Raw genomic sequence first — 19362 nt, forward strand, 5'->3', positions numbered from 1 at the left:
ACTAATTCATCCGACGGAGAATTTGCGCGACCCCCGAGGTGGTCACGCCAAGTCTGCGGGCGGCCTCGGCACGGGTGAGGCCCAACTCCAGCACGAGAAAACGGGCCAATTCCCGCCGAAGCCCGGGCAGCACCCCGACCCGACTGCCCGATCGAAGGGCCTCGGTGCCGATCCCGGCTTTCTTACAGGCCTCTTGGATGTGCGCCTCGGCCCTGGCCTGGCGCTGATCGATCGGCAGCTGCCTGGCAACCCGATCGGTCGCCTGGGCCACCATCTTGCGCACAAAATCCCCGCTGCCCAGGATGCGCTCGTCTCCGATCGCTTTTTCCCCCCTGCCCCGCAGGCTCTTCACGGCCGACCACCCGCCCTGCGACCGCACGAGCCCGCCACCTACCAGTTCCGGTCGATGGCCCTGCCCCTTCCCCTGGGATACAAACCGGCGGTAAGCCGCACGGGCCGCCTGTTGGGTTTCGCCGAACCACCTCAGCACCTCGTCCACAGCCTGCCAGGGGTTCCATCGTTTCTCCAGCAACCCGGCATGGCCGCACCACCGGTAGCCCTCCAATGAGACCAAGTTTTCCACGGCGCCGGCTCTCAGGGGGTTGAGGTGGATGTAGCGCACCAGTTCCTTGAAGTAGGGGTCCTCCTCACAAACGATTGATTTGTAACGGTTTTGAAACAGATGGCCGTGGCGGCGGTGGCGGCGGTTGTAATGGGTGGCATGTCCGGTCAGAAGCCGCCGCATGAAACCGGGAAGACCCCCGGGGCCGCTTCGAACCAGCAGGTGGGCGTGGTTTTCCATCAAGGCCCAGGCGTAGACGGTCGTATGGGTTTCCTGAGCCAGGCCGCCAAGCCGCGTGAGGAATCGTTCCCGGTCCTGATCGTCATCCACGATGCGGCGACCCTCGATACCCCGCACGATTACGTGGTGCAGGGTCCCGGGCGCATCAAGGCGGGGGCCTCGCGGCATTGACGTCTCCTCCATTCGAGGTTAAGAAAGAGGCGTGAAGGCTAATCTATTTTGTACCCCTTGTCAACAACGTCCCCTTAAATTCATGACGGAAAGCAACAGCATCCAGCGGCTCAAGGAAGATGTCCGCCAGCTGGCCGGGGTGATCGGCGAGCGCAACGTCTTTCGCCCCGAGGCCCTGCACGCCGCCGCGGCCTATATCGAAAACGCCTGGCGGGATCAGGGCTACGCGGTCGAACGCCAGACCTACACGGCGGCCGGGGTGCCCTCGGCCAACCTGGAAATTTCGATCCCCGGCAGCCACCGGCCCGGGGAAATCCTGTTGATCGGCGCCCACTACGATTCGGTGCGCGGCAGCCCCGGCGCCGACGACAATGCCTCGGCCGTGGCCGCACTGCTGGAGATCTCCCGCTTTTTCGCCGCCCGGCGACCCGTGCGAACGGTCCGCCTGGTGGCCTTCGTCAACGAGGAGCCGCCCTTTTTCACCACTTGCCGGCAGGGCAGCATGGTCTACGCCGCCGCCGCCCGCAAGCGCAGGGACGACATCCGCCTGATGCTCTCGCTGGAAATGTTGGGCTATTATTCCAGCCGGCCGGGCAGCCAGCGCTACCCGCCTTTTTTGGGCCGCTTTTACCCGGACGCGGCGAATTTCATCGCCTTCGTGGCCAACCTGCGCTCGCGCCGCAGCATGCAGCGCCTGGTCCGGGCTTTCCAGGCCGCCAGCGACTTTCCAACAGCGCACATCGCCACCCTCGCGCTGGTCCCCGGTGTCTCCTGGAGCGACCACCGCTCTTTCTGGCGCCGCGGCTATCGCGCCGTGATGGTGACCGATACCGCCTTTTACCGCAACGCATACTATCACAGCGCGGGCGACACCCCCGAGACGCTGGACTACTCCAAGCTGGCCGCGGTGACCGACGGCCTGGCGGAGGCGGCCGCCACCTTGGCGCAGCAGCCGCTCTGACGGCCTGAAGGGGGCAAAAGGCCCCACCCATGGGAAGGAGGCCATAGCCATGAAGATTTTCATCATCGCCGGCCCGCTGCCGCGCCGATTTTTGGGGGCGCTGGCGGCCGGGCTTTTTCTGCTGGCGCAGGTCCCCGCAACCCCGGCGGCGGACCGCTACGCGGCCGCGCGCCGAGCCCTGGTGGCGGCCATCGAAGAAACGGTCCGCGAAACAGCCGGCCATATCGGGAGGGACAGCATGGATCCGCGTGTGATGGCCGTTCTGGCCGAGGTGCCGCGCCATGAGTTCGTGCCGCAAGACCAGCGCCCCCATGCCTATGAAAACCGGCCGCTGCCCATCGGCCACGGTCAGACCATTTCCCAACCTTACATCGTGGCGCTGATGACCGACCTGCTCAAGCCGCAGCCGGAGCACAGGGTGCTGGAAATCGGCACCGGTTCGGGCTACCAGGCGGCGGTTCTGGCCAGGTTGGTCAAAGAAGTCTACTCCATCGAAATCATCACCGAACTGGGCCAGCAGGCGACCGAGCGGCTGCAACGCCTGGGGTATGACAATGTCACGGTGAGAACCGGGGACGGGTATTTCGGCTGGGAGGAACAGGCGCCCTTTGACGGGATCGTCGTCACCGCCGCGGCCGATCACATCCCGCCGCCGCTCATCCGGCAGCTCAAACCCGGCGGCCGGATGGTGATCCCGGTGGGTAGCCGCTTCATGGTGCAGCAGCTGGTGCTGGTGGAAAAAGACGCCGGCGGCGCGGCCACCACCCGCCAGATCCTACCGGTGCTTTTCGTGCCCCTGACTGGAGGGCACTGAGGCCGAAGCCGCGGGGGGAATTCCTCATGGGGCCTTTAGCCAAAAACGCGCAGGCCATTCCGCGTCTTGCCATCGCGCTGGTTTCGGCCAGTGCCCTGGCGTATGAAATTCTGCTGATGCGCCTGTTTTCGATCACCCAGTGGCACCATTTCGCCTACATGATCATCAGCCTGGCGCTGCTGGGCTACGGCGCCAGCGGCACCTTCCTTTCCCTCTTGCGCGAACCGCTGCTGACGCGCTTCCGCGGGGCGTTCAGCGCCAGCCTGTTTCTCTTCGGGCTCTCCGCCCTGGTGTGCTGCCTGGCCGCCCAGCGGCTGGCCTTCAACCCCGAGGAGGTGCTCTGGGACCCGCACCAGTTTTCGAAGCTGGTGGTGCTCTACCTGATCCTGGCGCTGCCCTTTTTCTTTGCCGCCACCGGCCTGGGGCTCGCGCTCAGCCGCTACCGGGGTCAGATCGCCCGCATTTACCGGGCCGACCTGCTGGGTGCAGGAATCGGCAGCCTGGGGATTGCCCTTTTATTGTTCATCCTCTTTCCGGGGAGGGCCCTGCAGGCCATCAGCGCCCTGGGCCTCGGCGCGGCCGCGCTGGGCTGGTGGGAACTTTCCCGGCACGAGGGCCCCGGGCGACAGCGGCCCATGATCGGGCGTCTCCTGGCGCTGGCGCCGATTCTGCCGCTGCTTTTGCCCGGCGGTTGGACCCGGCCGGTCCCCTCGCCCTACAAGGGCCTCAGCCAGGCCCTGCAGATCAGCGGGGCGCGGGTCACCGCCGAGCGCTCCAGCCCGCTGGGGTTTTTGAGCGTGCTGCAAAGCCCGCAGGTGCCGCTGCGCCATGCCCCCGGTCTGAGCATCATGGCCGCTTCAATACCGCCGGATCAGATCGGGGTTTTCACCGACGGCGACGCCATGACGGTCGTCACCCGCGACAGCGGCGATCCGGCGGCGCTGGCCTATCTGGACCAGCTGACCTCCGCCCTGCCCTACCATCTCAAGACCCCGCAGCGGGTCCTGATCCTGGGCGCCGGCGGTGGCGCCGACGTCCTCCAGGCGCGCCGCCACGGTGTGAACCGGATCGACGCGGTGGAACTCAACCCCCAGATCGCAGCCCTGGTGCAGCGAGATTTCGGGGCCTTCTCCGGCCATCTGTACGACCATCCCGAGGTGCGCCTGGAGATCGCCGAGGCACGCGGCTTCGTCCAGGGCTCCAGCGGACACTACGACCTGGTGCAGCTCTCGATGCTGGACGCCTTCGCGGCCTCCGCCGCCGGCCTTTACGCCTTGAGCGAGAGCTATCTTTACACGGTCGAAGCCCTGGAGGCTTACCTGGCGCGCCTGGCGCCGGGGGGCTACCTGGCGCTGACCCGCTGGATCAAGCTGCCGCCGCGGGATACCCTCAAGCTCTTCGCCACCGCCGTTGCGGCCCTGGAGCGGCGCGCGGTGGCCTCGCCGGAAAAGTGTCTGGTTCTGATCCGCGGCTGGCAGACCAGCACCCTGCTGGTTAAAAACGGGGATTTCAGCGAAACCGAGATCGCGTCCCTGCGGGCCTTCTGCAGCGCGCGGGCCTTCGACGTGGCCTGGTATCCGGGCATGCCGGCTGCGGAGGCCAACCGCCGCAACCTGCTGCAAGCGCCCCTCTTCCACCGCGGTGCCGCCGCCCTGCTGGAACCGCAACGCACGGCCTTTCTGTCCGACTACAAGTTCAACCTGCGCCCGGCAACCGACGACCGGCCCTACTTCTTCAATTTTTTCAAGTGGCGGACGCTGCCGGAAATCATTCGCCTGCGCGGGCAGGGGGGACTTCCCCTGCTGGAAGCGGGCTATCTGGTGCTGGTCGCCACCCTGCTGCAGGCCCTGCTGGTCAGCGTCATCCTGATCCTGGTACCCATGGTCCTGTGGAATCGCCGTGAGCCGGCCGAAGCGACGGATTTCAGCCGCCCGCGGGTGCTGGTCTACTTCCTGGCCACGGGGCTGGCCTTCCTGTTCATGGAAATCGCCTTCATCCAGAAATTCATCCTGTTTCTCAGCCACCCGCTGTATGCCACAGCCGCGGTGCTGAGCGCCTTTCTGGTCTTTGCCGGCCTGGGCAGCGGCTTTTCCGAGCGCCTGGGAAAGGGCGAGCGCGCCCAGGCTGCCGTCAGCCGGGCCGTCGCCGCCATCGCCGTCCTGGGTGCGGCCTACCTCCTGGTCCTCGGGCCGGTCTTCAAACCGCTGATGAGCCTGCCGGGCGCGCTGCGGGTCGTAATTGCCGTCGCCCTGATCGCGCCCCTGGCCTTCGCAATGGGCATGCCCTTTCCCCTGGCCCTGGGGCGCCTCGGCGAATCGGCGCCCGCCCTGATCCCCTGGGCCTGGGCCGTCAACGGCTGCGCCTCGGTGTTGAGCGCCGTGCTGGCGACCCTTCTGGCCATTCATCTGGGTTTCAGCCTGGTGGTGGTTCTGGCTTTAGGCCTCTACGGGATCGCCTGGGCATCATTTCCCAAAGGGTGACGAAGTCGGAGTTAGAGAGGTATCACGGCCGATGGGGAGTGTGCGGTGGGGCTTTTGCCGCGGCGCACGGAAGATCGCGCCGCAAGACAATGTTGGCGGTCTCTGCGGCCAGGTCGCAGACAATCACGGCCTCGCCGCGCGCCAGTTGCCGCCGCACCTGGTCGACTTTCTGGGTGAGGCTCAGTCGGTTGTCGCCTGAATCGGTGCCCTCGCGCGACACCGATTCCTCCAGCAGCGCCTGCAGGGCCTCCGGGCTGAGCCGGTCATACGGGACGATGACGCCGTTTTCCTTGGGCATCTCATGGGCTCCGGTCGCCCGCGCTCAGCGGGGCATTCTGCCAGCCTTTATTCGGGGTGGGGCCAGGGCCCGCCGGTTTCCACTTCGGCGAAATAGCAGAAGCGGCCCCATTCAAATTCACGCTTGGAAATGGGGCAGCGCAGCTTGACCTTGTGCCGGCCGACGCCGATGACCTCCCAGTCGCCGTGGCGGGGGCCGTCCGCGATGTAAATTTTCTGCCCGACTTCCAAAGGGTAGGTGCGGAACACCACCACCGTCTCGTCTGCCATGTCTCGGCCCTCCGACCCCGTGTCCATTTTAAACCCGCGACCTGCACCGTCCCGGCCGGGGCTCGCCTGCCGGGTGGGAGACGTCGCTGGGTGTCTGCTGCGACTCCCAAACTGATGAACCAGAAAAAAGTCAAAATCCAGACAGTTTCGTAAAATAGCCAATTTACGGCGCCAAATCTCGAGGAGTGAGGCGTACTGATCTACGCCGCAGCGACTTCGATATGCAGCGCAACGCAGAAATTGGCCATTCTACTGAACTGTCAAACTACCAGACCGGCCGGGCGCGGGCAAGGCCGACCGCAAAATCGGGCAGCAGCCGATCTTCAACATCCGGCGCCCTCGCCCCTTATTTGCGGATCTCCTTTTCCCGCTGCTGCTGCCGTGTGGCCACCTGGGCCAGGGCCAGGAGCTCGTCGGAGATCAACTCCAGAAAATCGTTGACCGAGAGGATCCCCTCCAGCCCGCCGCGCGCGTTGACCACCGGCAGGCGCCGCACGCCATGGGCCCGCATCCGCTGCAGAACGTCCCAGATGCTCTCCTGTTCCCCGGCGGTGAGCAGCTCATGGCTCATGATATCACCTGCGAGGACGGCGTCCAGGTCGACCTCGCTGGCAACGATGGCCAGTACGATGTCGCGGTCGGTGATGATGCCCACCGGCACCTTTTCATCGCCGCGCGCGTTCACGACGACGACATCGCCCACGTGATATTCGCGCATCAGTTTGGCCACCGCGATCAGGGTGGCCTCGGGGGTCGTGATCACCACCTCCCGGTTGCAGATTTTGCCGACAGTCATGGGGCCTCCTTCGTATTGGGTGCGGCCTCGGGCTGATCCGGCAGCGCGTGGCCGGCATAGAGCGCGCGCACCGCGTTTTGAAACCGCAGCGCGATCTCCTTCCGGCGCGGCTTCAGGGTCGGGGTGAGCAGACGGTTTTCGATGGTCCAGGGATCCAGGGAGAGATGCACGGCATGCACCCGGGCGTAAACCGGAAATGCGTGCAGGGCTTCGGCGACACGCCCTCGGGCGGCCTTTAGCGCAGTGGGCGCCGACAGGGAGGCGGGGTTTTGGGGGTCCAGCCCCAGGTCCCGCGCCAAAGCGCTCCAGGCCGTAGGCTTGAGCACCAGCAGGGCGGCCATAAAAGGCTTGCCCTCGCCGAGCACCAGCGCCTGGTCAAAAAGAGGGTCATCGACGATGGCGTTCTCCAGATCGACTGCCGGCACCTTTTCACCGGTGGACATGACGATCACATCGTCGATCCGGCCGCGGATAAAGACCCTGCCGTCGCGCATCTCAGCGAGGTCCCCGGTGTGCAGCCAGCCGTCGCCGTCCACCGCCCGGCGGGTGGCCTCGGGGCGGTTCCAGTAGCCCAGCATCACACTGGGGCTGCGCACCAGAAGTTGGCCCGCGGGGGTCAGCCGCACCTCGACCCCGGGCAGCGGCTGCCCCACCGACCCGGGGAGGTTGTTTTCAACCGTGTTGCCGCAGACCGTGGGGGCGGCCTCGGTAAGACCGTAGCCCTCCAGCAGCGTCAGGCCCAGCGCCAGAAAGCAGCGGGCGATGTACGGCTGCAGGGGAGCGGCCCCGCTGACGGCCAGCCGCAGGCGCCCCCCTAAACGGGCGAGCACCTTGTCGGCCACCAGGGGCTTCAAAAGGGCCCACAAAAGGCGTTCGCGGGTGGTGACCGGCCGGCCACGGCCCTGGGCGGCCTCGAAGCGGCGCCAACCGATCGCCACCGCCAGGTCGAACAGCCGCCGCGCCAGGCGGCCCTGCTGCGCCAGACGCTGCTGGATGCGGGCGTGGGCCCGCTCGTAGATGCGCGGCACGCTGATCAGGACCGTCGGCCGAACCGCCGTCAGGTCCTCCACCAGCTGCTGCACCGAACGCGCATAGGCGATCCCGCTGCCGGACAGCATGGGAAGACAGTAGCCGACGGTGAGCTCGAAGATGTGGGAAAGGGGCAGAAAGGAGAGGAAAAGGTCGTCCGAACCGATCGGAACCGCTTTGAACATCGCCTGGGCGTTCCACAGGATGTTGTGGTGGGAGAGCATGACCCCCTTGGGGCGGCCGGTGGTCCCCGAGGTGTAGACCAGCAGGGCGAGGTCATCCGGTTCGATCGGCGGATCCTCCAGGGGCTCGGCCGCCGCCGGCAGCCAGGAAAAAAGATCGTGCAACCGGGGACGGTGGGCGGTCTGTCGGGACGCCGACCCCACGCAAACCACGTCTTCAAGCGCCGGGAAGAGCCCCTGATGGGGTGCCAGGGCTTCCCATTGGGCCTCATCCCCGACCAGCAGCAGCCGGGCGCCCGCATCACCCAGCACATAGGCCACGTTCTCAGGGTTATCGTTGGTGTAGAGCGGCACCACCACCAGCCCCTGGGCCAGGCCCGCCTGGGCAAAGCAGCCCCATTCGACGCTGTTGCGCAGCTGAACCGCCACGCGATCGCCCGAGTTAAGCCCATGCCGGGACAGGGCATGGCGCCAGCGGGCCACCAGCGCGCCGGCCTGCCGCCAGGTGACATCCACCCAGCGGGAGGCCGCGGGTTCGAACTGCCGGTAGGCGATCTGTTCGGGGCTGCGCTGCACCCGGCAGCGAAACAGACCCGGGAGAGTCCGGGCTTCCGAAAGGGCAATGGGATCCACTCGAAGGGGCGTTGGGCTGGGCATTCTGGCCTCCCTGCAGCCCGCGAGGGCTGCGGTGCTCGCGCCCAGCCGGAGCCGGCGGCCGCGGTTAGCCGGTGTCAGGCCCAGACGCCGGCAATCCGGGCACCGCACGTCGGACAGGCGCCGTCGGTGAGGCGGTTTTGGCGGACGGTGAACCCCCTGCGCGCGATGAGCAGCTCGCTGCACGCCGGGCAGTAGGTGTTTTCACCGGGGTCGCCGGGGATGTTGCCGGTGTAGACATGGCGCAATCCGGCTTCCATCCCGATCTGGCGTGCGCGGCGCAGGGTTTCCAGCGGCGTGGGCGGCCGGTCGCGCATCTTGTAAGTGGGGTAAAAAGCGGTCACGTGCCAGGGGGTCTCAGGCCCTGTGGCGTGCAGGAATTGGGCGATGTCCCGCAGCTCGGCGTCGGAATCGTTCAGACCCGGGATGACCAGGGTCGTCACCTCCACCCAGACCCCCAGGGACTTCATGCGGGCGATGGTCTCCAGCACCGGCTTGAGCCTGGCCTTGCAGACCTTGCGGTAGAAATCATCGGAAAAGCTCTTCAGGTCGATGTTGTCGCCGTCGAGGACCTCCGCCATCACGCTGGCCGAGGCTTCGGTCATAAAGCCGTTTGAAACGAAGACGTTGCGCAGGCCCTTTTCCCGGGCCAGCAGGGCCGTGTCGTAGCAGAACTCGGCGAAGATCGTCGGTTCGGTATAGGTGTAGGCGATGGAGGCCGAAGCGCTGGCCTGGGCATGGGCGACCACCTCCTCCGGCGCCATGGGCTCGCCGGCGATCTCGTTGTCGTGGCGCCGGGGGTACTGCGAAATATCGTAGTTTTGGCAGTGCTGGCAGCGGAAGTTGCACCCCACCGTGGCGATGGAGAAGGAGCGGGTACCGGGCAGGAAATGGTAAAGCGGTTTTTTTTCGATGGGGTCGGCGTTGTTGGCGATGAGGCGGCCGTAGACCAGGGAGTAGAGCGTGCCGGATCGGTTTTCGCGGACCCCGCAGATTCCCCGCCGGCCCGGATCGATGGTGCACTCGTGGGCGCAGAGGTGGCACTTGACCTTGTCATCGCGCAACTTGTCGAAAAATCTGGCCGGATGCATGGCCCCCCTCCCTGGTGGTTGAAGCAACCGTTTCAAATGCCGACGGGCGGGCACGCCCTTTGGTCCGGGGCTGCCGCGCCGGGGCTTCAGGCCGGTTTGACAGTGCTGGCCTGGGGACCCTTCTCCCCCACCGACTCCACGAAGCGCACCCTCTCACCGGCGGCAAGTTGTGCGAAAATGCCGCCCACCACACTGTTTTGATGAAAGTAGATTTCCCGGCCGTCGGCTGCGGCCAGAAACCCGTAGCCCTCCTCGGGAAAAATGCGGCTGATCACCGCGAATGGCCCCTCTTCGTGGTACTTCACGTCCTGGCGCTGCCGGCTGATGAATTTCTGGATCTGGCGGGCGGCGCTTTCAAAGGCCCGGTTAATAGCGGCGTAAAGGTCTTCATGGGGCTCCTTCTTGACCACGATCTCGCTGCCGGGAACCGAAATCGTGATCCGGACGTTGTAGAGCACCCCTTTTTGCTGCCGCTGATGCGGGATTTCCACCACCACGTCACAGCGGATGATCCTATCGAACATGCGCTCGAGTTTGTCGGCGCGCTCTCGAATGGCGGTTTCGATGGCATCGGTGAGGTCAAAATTGCGGGAAGTAATCTGAAGCGGGATGTTCATCCTGTCACCTCCTGAGGGTAAAGGCGGGGGTGCGGCAATTGACCGGTCATGGGAGCACAGTGGCCGCATGACCCCCTGATCGATATCCATAACTGCCTTTTGCCCTTGAAAATAATACCGATTGCCGTGTTGTGCGCGAACTTTTTTTTGGGGTTGACCACAGGGGCGGGGACCTTGGCCGCGACGACCGCTACCGCCCGTCGGGTGGTCTGAGGCGCTGGGTAGCAACCGATAGGCCACGCCGCTGGCGGGCTGCAGCAGAGGCCCAGCGCCTGCCCCGCTGCACGCACGCCTGAACGGGGCCCATTGCAAAAGCAGCATGCCCCCGAAAGGGGCTGCGCGGCGCACGCCAGGGTCAATCGAGCCCTAAAAATGGATACGCGTCCAGCTCGGCGCGCGTCCAGAGCGACAGACCGCCTTCGGTTCCCAGGGTTTCGACGGCCACGATGGCATCCGGCCGATCGAAGTTGATCCGCCCCGGAGTCCCGGCCTTTTCCAGCTGCGCCAGGATGACATCGTCCAGCAGACGCTCCACCTCCGGGCTTGAAAGGCGGCCCTTAAACCCCCTGCGGTGCATCCGGACGTGAAACCCCTTGCCCGCCAGTTGCGGCGCCAGCCGGCCGGCGATCCGCCGGGCGCCATCTTCGAAGTCTTCGGGGCTCTGGAAGTTGAAGCGCTGGGTGACCGGTATCACCCGCGACAGCGCGTTAAACGTCTCGGGGTGGGCCGCAGCTTGGAGACGGAGGGTCTCCAGCATCAGCAGGATGTCGTCCGCCAGCAGCACCAGCACGTTGAAATAACGGGTGCCCGCAACCGGCCCGAAACGCTGCAGCAGTTCACGGCAGCGCCGAAAACCGTTTTCATGGGCCGTGGCGATCACGTTCCACTCCCCCATCGGCGACTCCGCAATGGCAGCGCCCCCAGCGGCGGCCGGTTGACGATCCCGCCGGGGGCGTGTGTGGGGTCAGGGTGCACCGGGCCGGGTCAAATCGAAGATCCAGCGCTTGCCTTCGTCGGGCGTCACCTCGCGCATTTTCTCTCCGCAGCACACCAGCTCGCCTTCGCCGCCCTGGACAATGGCGGCGATGTTGCCGCATTTGTCGCATTTGAAGACCTGACCTTTTTTTGTCATGGCACACCTCCTGATTTTGGGGTTTCAGCCAAAGGCAAGGCATCCAAGTCGTAAAGGCATCGAGGTCTTGCCGCAATCCAAAAGCGAAATCGCTCCCATGGGGAGTTTTCTTAATATTATTTTACCCCACAGCGAAATTATTACCATAGGGCCGAATCTTATTTGAGATGGGGAATCCACCCAAAAATGTGTCTTTCCCCTATTTTGGGCGAATCGCTGCCGGACAGGCAAGGGCCGTCATGGGGGGAATTCGGGATGAATCGGAGGATCGGTTTGCGCACCGAAAAAAAACGCTGCGGGCAGGCCTCAGAAGTGGCTGGATCCATCCCAGCAGTGGGTGCAGAGCTGGGATTTCGGCAATCCGATGGCCGCCACCAGGTCATCCAGGCGCTGGAACTTGAGCGAGGTCAAGCGCAGGTTGCGCCGGATGCGCTCAACCATCGCCAGGTTGCGTCGGCTGCCGGCGGCGGCGTAGTCCTCCAGATGGCGACTGGCACCGTTTTCCAGCTCGTGGATCATTTTACGGCCGGCCAGATCCAGGGTGGAGCGCGAGGTGGAAAAATTGAGGAAGTCGCAGGGATACACCAGCGTGGGGGATGCCGGGCGCATGTGGACTTCGGCGGCCCCCAGGTCGAAGAGCACCTGGACGTTGCCCTTGAGCTGGGTGCCGCGCACGATGGAGTCTTCGCAGAAAAGGAGCCGCTGGCCTTCAATCAGGCGACGGATCGGAATCAGCTTCATGCGGGCCACGAGATCGCGCAGCGACTGGCTCTGGGGCATGAAGCTGCGCGGCCAGGTGGGGGTATACTTAACGAAGGGCCGCACGTAGGGGACTTTTTTCTCGTTGGCGTAGCCGATGGCGTGTCCGATGCCGGAATCGGGAATACCGGCGACGCAGTCGATCGCGACGCTGTCGTTTTGGGCCAGGGCCCGCCCGCAGCGGTTGCGGACCGCTTCCACGTTGATGCCCTCGTAGTCCGAGGCCGGGTAACCGTAATAGACCCAGAGAAAGGCGCAGATCTGCATCTCCCTGCCCGGCGGGTTGACCGGCGCCACCCCCTCGGGGGTCAGCAACACCGTTTCACCAGGTCCCAGGAAGCGCTCGATGTCATAGCCCAGGTTGGGAAAGGCGCACGATTCCGACGCGGCCGCATAGGCGCCGGCCTCGTGGCCGATCACCACGGGGGTGCGCCCCAGGCGGTCGCGGGCGGCGTAAACACCGTGGTCGGTCAAAAGCAACAGCGAGCAGGAGCCCTGGATCGCCTCCTGGGCATGCCGGATGCCGGCCGCAAAAGAGTCCTCGGCGCAGATCAGCATGGCCACCATTTCGGTGGGGTTGGTCTTGCCGTTGGCGGTTTCGGTGAAATGCAGGCGCCGTTTGAAGGCCTTGCGCTCCAGTTCGGCCATGTTGTTGATCCGAGCGACGGTGACCAGGGCGAAGTTTCCCAGGTGGGAGCCGATCACCAGGGGCTGGGGGTCGGTGTCGCTGATCACGCCGATCCCGGTGCGGCCCGCGAACTTGGCCAGATCGGGTTCGAACTTGGAGCGAAAATAGTCGTTCTCGATGCTGTGAATCGAACGCGTGATCCCGTCGGGGCCCTTGACGGCCATGCCGCCGCGGCGGGTGCCGAGGTGGAAGTGATAATCCGTCCCGTAGAAGATATCCGTCACGCAATCCGAGGTCGAAACCGCGCCGAAAAACCCACCCATCCCGTTACCTTTTTTTCCGCAACGCGCCGGAAGGCGGCGTTGGTTGTGAGCGGCGGGGCACACCTGAAAATGGCCGCCCCGGAGCCGCACCGTCCACCCGCCCCGGGGCGGCGGTGCCGCCGCCGCGGGCCAAATCCCTGCCGTCTTGCCCCCTCCTGTTAATCTTTCTTTACAAAAATGTAAAGCCACGCTAAGTCACTCGGTGATCTTTTCACCCCCACCCCTGCCTGCCCAGCGCGCAGCCCTGCGAAAGGAGCTCAGATGCCCAAAAGAGAAGACATCCACAAAATCCTGATCATCGGCTCGGGACCCATCATCATCGGCCAGGCCTGCGAGTTCGACTACTCCGGGACCCAGGCCTGCAAAGCCCTCCGGTCCCTGGGCTACCAGGTGGTGCTGGTCAACTCCAACCCAGCCACCATCATGACCGATCCGGAAACGGCGGACGTCACCTATATCGAACCCCTGAACGCCAAGGTGCTGACCGAGATCATCGCCCAGGAGCGGCCGGATGCGCTGCTGCCCAACCTGGGCGGCCAGTCGGGACTGAACCTGGCATCGGAGCTGCACCGCCTGGGGGTCCTGGACGAATACGGGGTCCAGGTCATCGGGGTCGGCGTGGACGCCATCACCCGCGGCGAGGACCGCCTGGCCTTCAAGGAGACCATGGACCGGCTGGGGATCGAAATGCCCCGCAGCCAGACCGTCACCAGCGTCGAGGAGGCCGAGCGGGTCGCCGATGCCCTGGGCTACCCGGTGGTCCTGCGGCCGGCCTACACCATGGGCGGCACCGGCGGCGGCCTGGTATACAACGTCGAGGAGCTGCGCACCGTGGCCAGCCGCGGCCTGGCGGCCAGCCTGGTCCACCAGGTGCTGGTGGAGGAGTCGGTCCTGGGGTGGGAGGAGCTGGAGCTGGAGGTGGTGCGCGACGCCAAGAATCAGATCATCACGGTCTGCTTCATCGAAAACGTCGATGCCATGGGGGTTCACACCGGCGACAGTTTCTGCACGGCCCCCATGCTGACCATCGACCCGGCGCTTCAAAAGCGCTTGCAGGAGCAGGCCTACGCCATCGTCGCGGCCATCGAGGTCATCGGCGGCACCAATATCCAGTTCGCCCACGACCCGGCCAGCGGTCGGGTGGTGGTGATTGAGATCAACCCGCGCACCTCGCGTTCTTCGGCCCTGGCCTCCAAGGCCACCGGCTTTCCCATCGCCCGGGTCTCGAGCCTCCTGGCCGGCGGCCTGACCCTGGATGAAATCCCCTACTGGCGCGACGGCAGCCTGGAGAAGTACACCCCCTCGGGGGATTACGTGGTGGTCAAGTTCGCGCGCTGGGCATTTGAAAAATTCGCCGGCGTCCAAGACCTGCTGGGCACCCAGATGCGGGCCGTGGGCGAGGTCATGAGCATCGGCAAAACCTACAAGGAGGCGTTGCAGAAGGCGGTCCGCAGCCTGGAGATCAACCGCTACGGCCTGGGGTTCGCCAAAAACTTCAACGACTGGAGTCTCGAGGCGCTCTACAACGCCCTGGGCGCCCCCAGCAGCGAACGCCACTTCCAAATGTACGAGGCCCTGCGCAAGGGGGCGGACATCGAGAAGCTGCACGCCCTGACCCACATCAAGCGCTGGTTCATCGAGCAGATGCGGGAGTTGGTGGTGTTGGAGGAGGAGATCCTGGGCTTCAAGGGGGAAAGACTGCCGGACGAATTGCTTAAACGCGCCAAACGCGACGGCTTTGCCGACCGCTATCTGGCCCGCCTGCTGGGCTGCGGGGAGGCGGCGATCCGCGAACAGCGCCGGGCCCTGGGCCTGGTCCAGGTCTGGGAGCCGGTGCCGGTCAGCGGCGTGGAGAACGCCGCCTACTACTACTCCACCTACAACGGCACGGACCAGGTGGCGGTCAGCGGGCGCCGCAAGATCATGGTCCTGGGGGGCGGCCCCAACCGCATCGGCCAGGGGATCGAGTTCGACTATTGCTGCGTGCACGCGGCCCTGGCGATCCGCGAAGCCGGCTACGAGTCGATCATGGTCAACTGCAACCCCGAGACGGTCTCCACCGACTACGACACTTCGGACAAGCTCTACTTTGAACCGCTGACCGTGGAGGACGTGCTGAGCATCTACGAGAAGGAAAAACCGGAAGGGGTGATCGTGCAGTTCGGCGGCCAGACGCCGCTCAACATCGCCGCCGAACTGGCCGCAGCAGGGGTCACGGTGCTGGGCACCACCCCGGATACCATCGATCTGGCCGAGGACCGCGACCGCTTCCGCCAAATCATGCGCAAACTGGGCATTCCCCAGCCCGAATCGGGCATGGCCAGCACGCTGGCGGGCGCGCGCGCCATCGCGGCCGAAATCGGATACCCCCTGATGGTGCGCCCCTCCTACGTATTGGGCGGGCGCGGGATGGAGGTGGTCCAGGATGAGGAAATGCTGCAGCAGTACATCCAGGCCGCCGTGGAGCTCTCCCCCGAGCGGCCGATCCTGATCGACCGTTTCCTGGACAACGCCATCGAGGCCGAGGCCGACGCCATCGCCGACGGCGCGGGGGCCTTCGTCCCGGCCGTGATGGAGCATATCGAGCTGGCCGGCATCCATTCGGGCGATTCGGCCTGCGTCATCCCCCCCATCAGCATCGCGCCCAAGCACATCGACACCATCAGCGAGTACACCCGCAAAATCGCCGTGGCCCTGAACGTGGTCGGGCTGATGAACGTGCAGTACGCCATCTTCGAGAACACCGTCTACGTCCTGGAGGCCAACCCGCGGGCCTCGCGCACGGTGCCGATCGTCTCCAAGGTCTGCGGCATCTCCATGGCGCGCCTGGCCACCCGGGTGATGCTGGGCGCCAAAATCGCCGAACTCGACCTGGCCCCGCGGCCCATCGCCCACTACGGGGTCAAAGAAGCGGTCTTCCCCTTCAACATGTTCCCGGAGGTCGACCCGATCCTGGGCCCCGAGATGCGCTCCACCGGTGAGGTCCTGGGTTTGTCACACTCCTTCGGGCGGGCCTTTTTCAAGGCCCAGGAGGCCACCCAGGTCACCCTGCCGCTGGCCGGCGGCGTGCTCTTCACCATCGCCGACCGCGACAAAAAGGCCGCCCTGGAGCCGGTGCGCCGCTTCCGCGACCTGGGCTTCGGAATCATGGCGACCCCCGGCACCCACGCGTTTCTGAAGGATAGCGGCATCCAGGCCGAACGGGTCCAAAAACTCGGCTACGGCCGCCCGGACCTGGTGGACGCCATCAAAAACGGTGAGGTCCAGCTGCTGGTCAACACCCCCAGCGGCCGCCAGAGCGCCCAGCACAGCTCCGAGGTCCGCCGGGCCGCCATCAAGTACAAGATCCCCTACATCACCACCACCGCCGCCGCGATTGCGGCCGCCAAGGGGATCGCCGCCCGCCGCGAAGGCGCCCCCAAAGTGCGCGCGCTGCAGGCCTATCTGAAAGGGTGAGGGCGATTTTCAAACGGTGGTCAAAAGCCACCTGATCAGGCGCGCCAGCACCAGGGTGGCGGCCAGGCCGCCCAGCCAGAGGGCGGCAAACCAGAGCCACTGGCGATGTTTTTTGCTGAGGGCCATATTGCGGAGGTGGTTTTCGGTTGAGGCGTGGGGCGCCCACAGGGCGAAACCCCGTAAAAAAACCGCCGGCCGGAGCGCCATCCTCCGGCCGGCGGCCGTTGCGGCCGTGGCTCAATAGGCACTTTCGTGGGAGGCCTTGCCCCTGAAAAGATAGTAGCAAAAGCCGGTGTAGGCCAGCACCAGCGGCAGCAGGATGACGGTGCCCACGAGCAGCAACGATTGGGAGGTCGGTGCTGCAGCCGCCTGCCGGAAGGTGACTTCAAAGGGCACCAGCCAGGGCCAGAGGCTGATCCCCAGGCCGATATAGCCCATCAGAAAGACCCCGAGGCTCATCAAAAAGGGCCGGTACTCCTCACCCCGGTGCAGATCGCGCCAAATCAGGACAAAAAGCGCTGCGGTCACCAGGGGCACGGGCAGCAGATAATAGAGGTTGGGCACGCTGAACCACAGCGCCCGCACGTCGGCATTCATCATCGGCATGCTGAGGCTGACGATCCCCAGAAACACCCCCACGTAGCCAAGCACGTAGCCCGCGCTGCGGCGCGCCCACTCCTGGGTGCCCTGATCGGTTTTCATCACCAGCCAGGTGGCCCCCAGCAGCGCGTAACCGAACACCAGCGCGACCCCCGTCATGACGCTGTATGCATTCAGCCAGTCGAAGGCCCCGCCGGCAAAGCTGCGCCCGCTGACCTTGACGCCCTGCACGAAGGCCCCCAGGATCATGCCCTGCATCAGGGTGGCCACCAGCGAGCCGAAGTGGAAGGCGTAGTCCCAGACGCGCCGCGACCGGTCGTGGGCCTTGAAGCGGAATTCAAACGCGACCCCGCGGAAAATCAGCCCCAGCAGCATGATGATCACCGGGATGTAGAGGGCCGGCATCAGGATCGCGTAGGCCAGGGGAAAGGCCGCAAACAACCCCCCGCCGCCCAGCACCAGCCAGGTCTCGTTGCCGTCCCAGAAGGGCGCGATGGAGTTCATCATGCGATCGCGGCATTGATCCGAGGGGGCGAAGGGAAAGAGGATCCCGATCCCCAGGTCGAACCCATCCAGCAGGACGTAAAGAAAAATAGCCGTTCCAATCAGGCCGAACCAGATCAGCTGCAGATCCAGAAAACTCTCGAAACTAAACATTCCCGCCTCCTTTTTCAGCAACCATGCCAGTGACCAGGGGCGGCTCCTTGACGCCGTGGGAACCGTAGAGGTCCTCTTCGGTATCCGGCCCCTTGCGGATCAGCTTGACGATGTAGTAGGTGCCGGCGCCAAAAATGAAGCCATAGGTGAGGACAAAGGCGGCCAGCGATATGACGATGGGTTCCCCGTTGAGGGGTGAAATGGCCTCCACGGTGCGCATGACCTCAAAGACAATATAGGGCTGGCGGCCGATCTCGGTGACGAACCACCCCGCCAGGACGGCGATGAAGCCGGCGGGGGCAAGCGCCATGCACCAGTACTGAAACCAGCGTGTGTCGAAGAGGCGTTTTTTGAGGAAAAGCACCAGACCCATCAGACCGGTCAGAATCATGAGGGTCCCGATGCCCACCATGATGCGGAAAGACCAGAAGACCGAAGCCACCGGCGGGCGCTCTTCGCGGGGCCAGGCCGTCAAGCCCTTGACCTCGCCGTCCAGTTCGTGGGTGAGGATCAGGCTGGAGAGTTTGGGGATTTCGATGGCGTAGCGGGTGGCCTCGGCCTCCGCGTCCGGCCAGCCGAAAAGCACCAGCGGCGCCCCGCTGCGGGTTTCCCAGAGGCCCTCCATGGCGGCCACCTTGGCCGGCTGATGCGCGAGGGTGTTGAGCCCGTGAAGGTCGCCGACCAGCAGCTGCAGGGGGGCGACGACAATCGCCATGATCATCGCCATCCCCAGCATGATGCGGGCGTGGGGCACGTGGCGGTCGCGGGCGAGATAATACCCGCCCACCCCGGCGGCCACGAAGGCGGTGGTCAGATAGGCGGCGGTCACCATGTGGGCGAAGCGGTAGGGAAACGACGGGTTGAAGATCACCGCCAGCCAGTTGGTGGGGTACAGCAGCCCGTCTTCACCGCTGGAAAACCCTTGGGGGGTCTGCATCCAGCTGTTGGCCGAGAGAATCCAGAAAGCGGAGATCAGGGTGCCGGCGGCCACGATCAGGGTGGCGGCGAAATGCATCTTGGGGCTGACCCGGTTCCAGCCGAAGAGCATCACCCCCAGGAACGAGGCCTCCAGGAAAAAGGCCGTCAGCACCTCGTAGCCCAAAAGCGGCCCGAGCACATTGCCGACCCGATCCGAGAACACCGACCAGTTGGTGCCGAACTGAAAGGACATGACCACGCCGGATACCACCCCCATGCCGAAGGTGACCGCAAAGATCTTGACCCACATGCGGTAGGTTTCGGCATAGACCGGGTTGCCGGTCTTCAGCCAGCGCCATTCCAGGACCGCCAGCCAGCTGGCCAGACCGATGGTGAAGGCCGGGAAGAGAATGTGAAACGATACCGTGAATGCAAACTGAACACGCGCCAGGATGACCGGATCTAAATTTTCAAACATGGGGTAACCTCTGCCGTCAAAACCGTTAAAATCTGGATGGGACACATAAAATGCCAACGGCACAGCAATTCGGGGTGGGGGTGTCAAGACTCCGGCTGCAGGGACGCCGGGGGAATGCAAGCCGGGAAACCAACGCCCGGCCGGGGCCCTGCGGAACAGATTGAAACGCTGAGAGTTTCTATAGCATTTTTCGGCGGCAAGATAAAGACAGGAGTTGCCCCCCGGACCACCCCACGGCGGCAGCCTA

16 protein-coding genes are annotated in these 19362 nt (G+C 65.0%); 4 read left to right on the plus strand and 12 right to left on the minus strand.

Annotation, left to right across the window (positions count from 1 at the left end; all coding sequences use genetic code 11):
* Position 1 precedes the first annotated feature (1 nt).
* Positions 2-970, minus strand: coding sequence for a transposase (locus LJE63_13010; protein MCG6907525.1), 969 nt, complete (start codon positions 968-970; stop codon positions 2-4).
* A gap of 85 nt (positions 971-1055) precedes the next feature.
* Here LJE63_13010 and LJE63_13015 point away from each other — a divergent pair, with 85 nt between their 5' ends.
* Genes LJE63_13015 through LJE63_13025 form a run of 3 tightly spaced genes read left to right on the plus strand, consistent with a single transcriptional unit; the run spans position 1056 to position 5228 of the window.
* On the plus strand, positions 1056-1934 hold the full coding sequence (locus LJE63_13015) for a M28 family peptidase (protein ID MCG6907526.1): 879 nt from the start codon (positions 1056-1058) through the stop codon (positions 1932-1934).
* A gap of 49 nt (positions 1935-1983) precedes the next feature.
* A complete protein-coding gene (locus LJE63_13020) occupies positions 1984-2748 on the plus strand; it encodes a protein-L-isoaspartate(D-aspartate) O-methyltransferase (GenBank protein MCG6907527.1) in 765 nt (254 codons plus the stop codon).
* Between the two features lie 26 nt (positions 2749-2774).
* Positions 2775-5228, plus strand: a complete 2454-nt coding sequence (locus tag LJE63_13025; GenBank protein MCG6907528.1) for a hypothetical protein — start codon at positions 2775-2777, stop codon at positions 5226-5228.
* Between the two features lie 22 nt (positions 5229-5250).
* On the opposite strand, the gene LJE63_13030 is transcribed toward LJE63_13025, so the two are convergent.
* The 9 genes from LJE63_13030 to LJE63_13070 form a co-directional block, all read right to left on the minus strand.
* Positions 5251-5526, minus strand: coding sequence for a YheU family protein (locus tag LJE63_13030; GenBank protein MCG6907529.1), 276 nt, complete (start codon positions 5524-5526; stop codon positions 5251-5253).
* A 47-nt stretch (positions 5527-5573) separates the two neighbouring features.
* A complete protein-coding gene (locus tag LJE63_13035) occupies positions 5574-5795 on the minus strand; it encodes a hypothetical protein (GenBank protein MCG6907530.1) in 222 nt (73 codons plus the stop codon).
* Between the two features lie 346 nt (positions 5796-6141).
* On the minus strand, positions 6142-6591 hold the full coding sequence (locus LJE63_13040; GenBank protein ID MCG6907531.1) for a CBS domain-containing protein: 450 nt from the start codon (positions 6589-6591) through the stop codon (positions 6142-6144).
* Positions 6588-8459 (minus strand): AMP-dependent synthetase/ligase, encoded by a 1872-nt coding sequence (locus LJE63_13045; protein MCG6907532.1) that lies wholly within the window; start codon positions 8457-8459, stop codon positions 6588-6590. Before LJE63_13045 ends, LJE63_13040 begins: the two co-directional genes overlap by 4 nt.
* A gap of 74 nt (positions 8460-8533) precedes the next feature.
* Positions 8534-9547, minus strand: a complete 1014-nt coding sequence (gene amrS, locus LJE63_13050; GenBank protein ID MCG6907533.1) for an AmmeMemoRadiSam system radical SAM enzyme — start codon at positions 9545-9547, stop codon at positions 8534-8536.
* An 86-nt stretch (positions 9548-9633) separates the two neighbouring features.
* Positions 9634-10164 (minus strand): ribosome-associated translation inhibitor RaiA, encoded by a 531-nt coding sequence (raiA, locus tag LJE63_13055; GenBank protein ID MCG6907534.1) that lies wholly within the window; start codon positions 10162-10164, stop codon positions 9634-9636.
* Positions 10165-10519: 355 nt separating this feature from the next.
* Positions 10520-11059: a THUMP domain-containing protein gene (locus tag LJE63_13060; protein ID MCG6907535.1), complete on the minus strand. Its 540-nt coding sequence runs from the start codon at positions 11057-11059 to the stop codon at positions 10520-10522.
* Positions 11060-11128: 69 nt separating this feature from the next.
* Positions 11129-11296: a desulfoferrodoxin FeS4 iron-binding domain-containing protein gene (locus LJE63_13065; GenBank protein MCG6907536.1), complete on the minus strand. Its 168-nt coding sequence runs from the start codon at positions 11294-11296 to the stop codon at positions 11129-11131.
* 306 nt (positions 11297-11602) lie between these two features.
* A complete protein-coding gene (locus LJE63_13070; protein ID MCG6907537.1) occupies positions 11603-13006 on the minus strand; it encodes an amidophosphoribosyltransferase in 1404 nt (467 codons plus the stop codon).
* A gap of 261 nt (positions 13007-13267) precedes the next feature.
* On the opposite strand from LJE63_13070, the gene carB reads away from it, so the two are divergent.
* On the plus strand, positions 13268-16462 hold the full coding sequence (gene carB / locus LJE63_13075; protein ID MCG6907538.1) for a carbamoyl-phosphate synthase large subunit: 3195 nt from the start codon (positions 13268-13270) through the stop codon (positions 16460-16462).
* A 237-nt stretch (positions 16463-16699) separates the two neighbouring features.
* On the opposite strand, the gene cydB is transcribed toward carB, so the two are convergent.
* Both cydB and LJE63_13085 read right to left on the minus strand, forming a co-directional pair.
* Complete coding sequence (cydB, locus tag LJE63_13080; protein MCG6907539.1) at positions 16700-17719, minus strand: cytochrome d ubiquinol oxidase subunit II; 1020 nt, start codon at positions 17717-17719, stop codon at positions 16700-16702.
* Positions 17712-19115 (minus strand): cytochrome ubiquinol oxidase subunit I, encoded by a 1404-nt coding sequence (locus LJE63_13085; GenBank protein MCG6907540.1) that lies wholly within the window; start codon positions 19113-19115, stop codon positions 17712-17714. The genes cydB and LJE63_13085 overlap by 8 nt, the downstream gene beginning before the upstream one ends.
* Positions 19116-19362 lie beyond the last annotated feature (247 nt).

Source organism: Desulfobacteraceae bacterium (assembly GCA_022340425.1).
Classification (GTDB): Bacteria; Desulfobacterota; Desulfobacteria; order Desulfobacterales; family JAABRJ01; genus JAABRJ01.

Bases quoted from the DNA above. Each gene is read 5' to 3' on its own strand.
- LJE63_13035 (MCG6907530.1), bottom strand. From the start codon at position 5,795: ATGGCAGACGAGACGGTGGTGGTGTTCCGCACCTACCCTTTGGAAGTC.
- LJE63_13085 (MCG6907540.1), bottom strand. From the start codon at position 19,115: ATGTTTGAAAATTTAGATCCGGTCATCCTGGCGCGTGTTCAGTTTGCA.
- LJE63_13060 (MCG6907535.1), bottom strand. From the start codon at position 11,059: ATGGGGGAGTGGAACGTGATCGCCACGGCCCATGAAAACGGTTTTCGG.
- LJE63_13070 (MCG6907537.1), bottom strand. From the start codon at position 13,006: ATGGGTGGGTTTTTCGGCGCGGTTTCGACCTCGGATTGCGTGACGGAT.
- raiA (MCG6907534.1), bottom strand. From the start codon at position 10,164: ATGAACATCCCGCTTCAGATTACTTCCCGCAATTTTGACCTCACCGAT.
- LJE63_13065 (MCG6907536.1), bottom strand. From the start codon at position 11,296: ATGACAAAAAAAGGTCAGGTCTTCAAATGCGACAAATGCGGCAACATC.
- LJE63_13030 (MCG6907529.1), bottom strand. From the start codon at position 5,526: ATGCCCAAGGAAAACGGCGTCATCGTCCCGTATGACCGGCTCAGCCCG.
- amrS (MCG6907533.1), bottom strand. From the start codon at position 9,547: ATGCATCCGGCCAGATTTTTCGACAAGTTGCGCGATGACAAGGTCAAG.
- LJE63_13045 (MCG6907532.1), bottom strand. From the start codon at position 8,459: ATGCCCAGCCCAACGCCCCTTCGAGTGGATCCCATTGCCCTTTCGGAA.
- LJE63_13010 (MCG6907525.1), bottom strand. From the start codon at position 970: ATGCCGCGAGGCCCCCGCCTTGATGCGCCCGGGACCCTGCACCACGTA.
- LJE63_13015 (MCG6907526.1), top strand. From the start codon at position 1,056: ATGACGGAAAGCAACAGCATCCAGCGGCTCAAGGAAGATGTCCGCCAG.
- LJE63_13020 (MCG6907527.1), top strand. From the start codon at position 1,984: ATGAAGATTTTCATCATCGCCGGCCCGCTGCCGCGCCGATTTTTGGGG.
- carB (MCG6907538.1), top strand. From the start codon at position 13,268: ATGCCCAAAAGAGAAGACATCCACAAAATCCTGATCATCGGCTCGGGA.
- cydB (MCG6907539.1), bottom strand. From the start codon at position 17,719: ATGTTTAGTTTCGAGAGTTTTCTGGATCTGCAGCTGATCTGGTTCGGC.
- LJE63_13025 (MCG6907528.1), top strand. From the start codon at position 2,775: ATGGGGCCTTTAGCCAAAAACGCGCAGGCCATTCCGCGTCTTGCCATC.
- LJE63_13040 (MCG6907531.1), bottom strand. From the start codon at position 6,591: ATGACTGTCGGCAAAATCTGCAACCGGGAGGTGGTGATCACGACCCCC.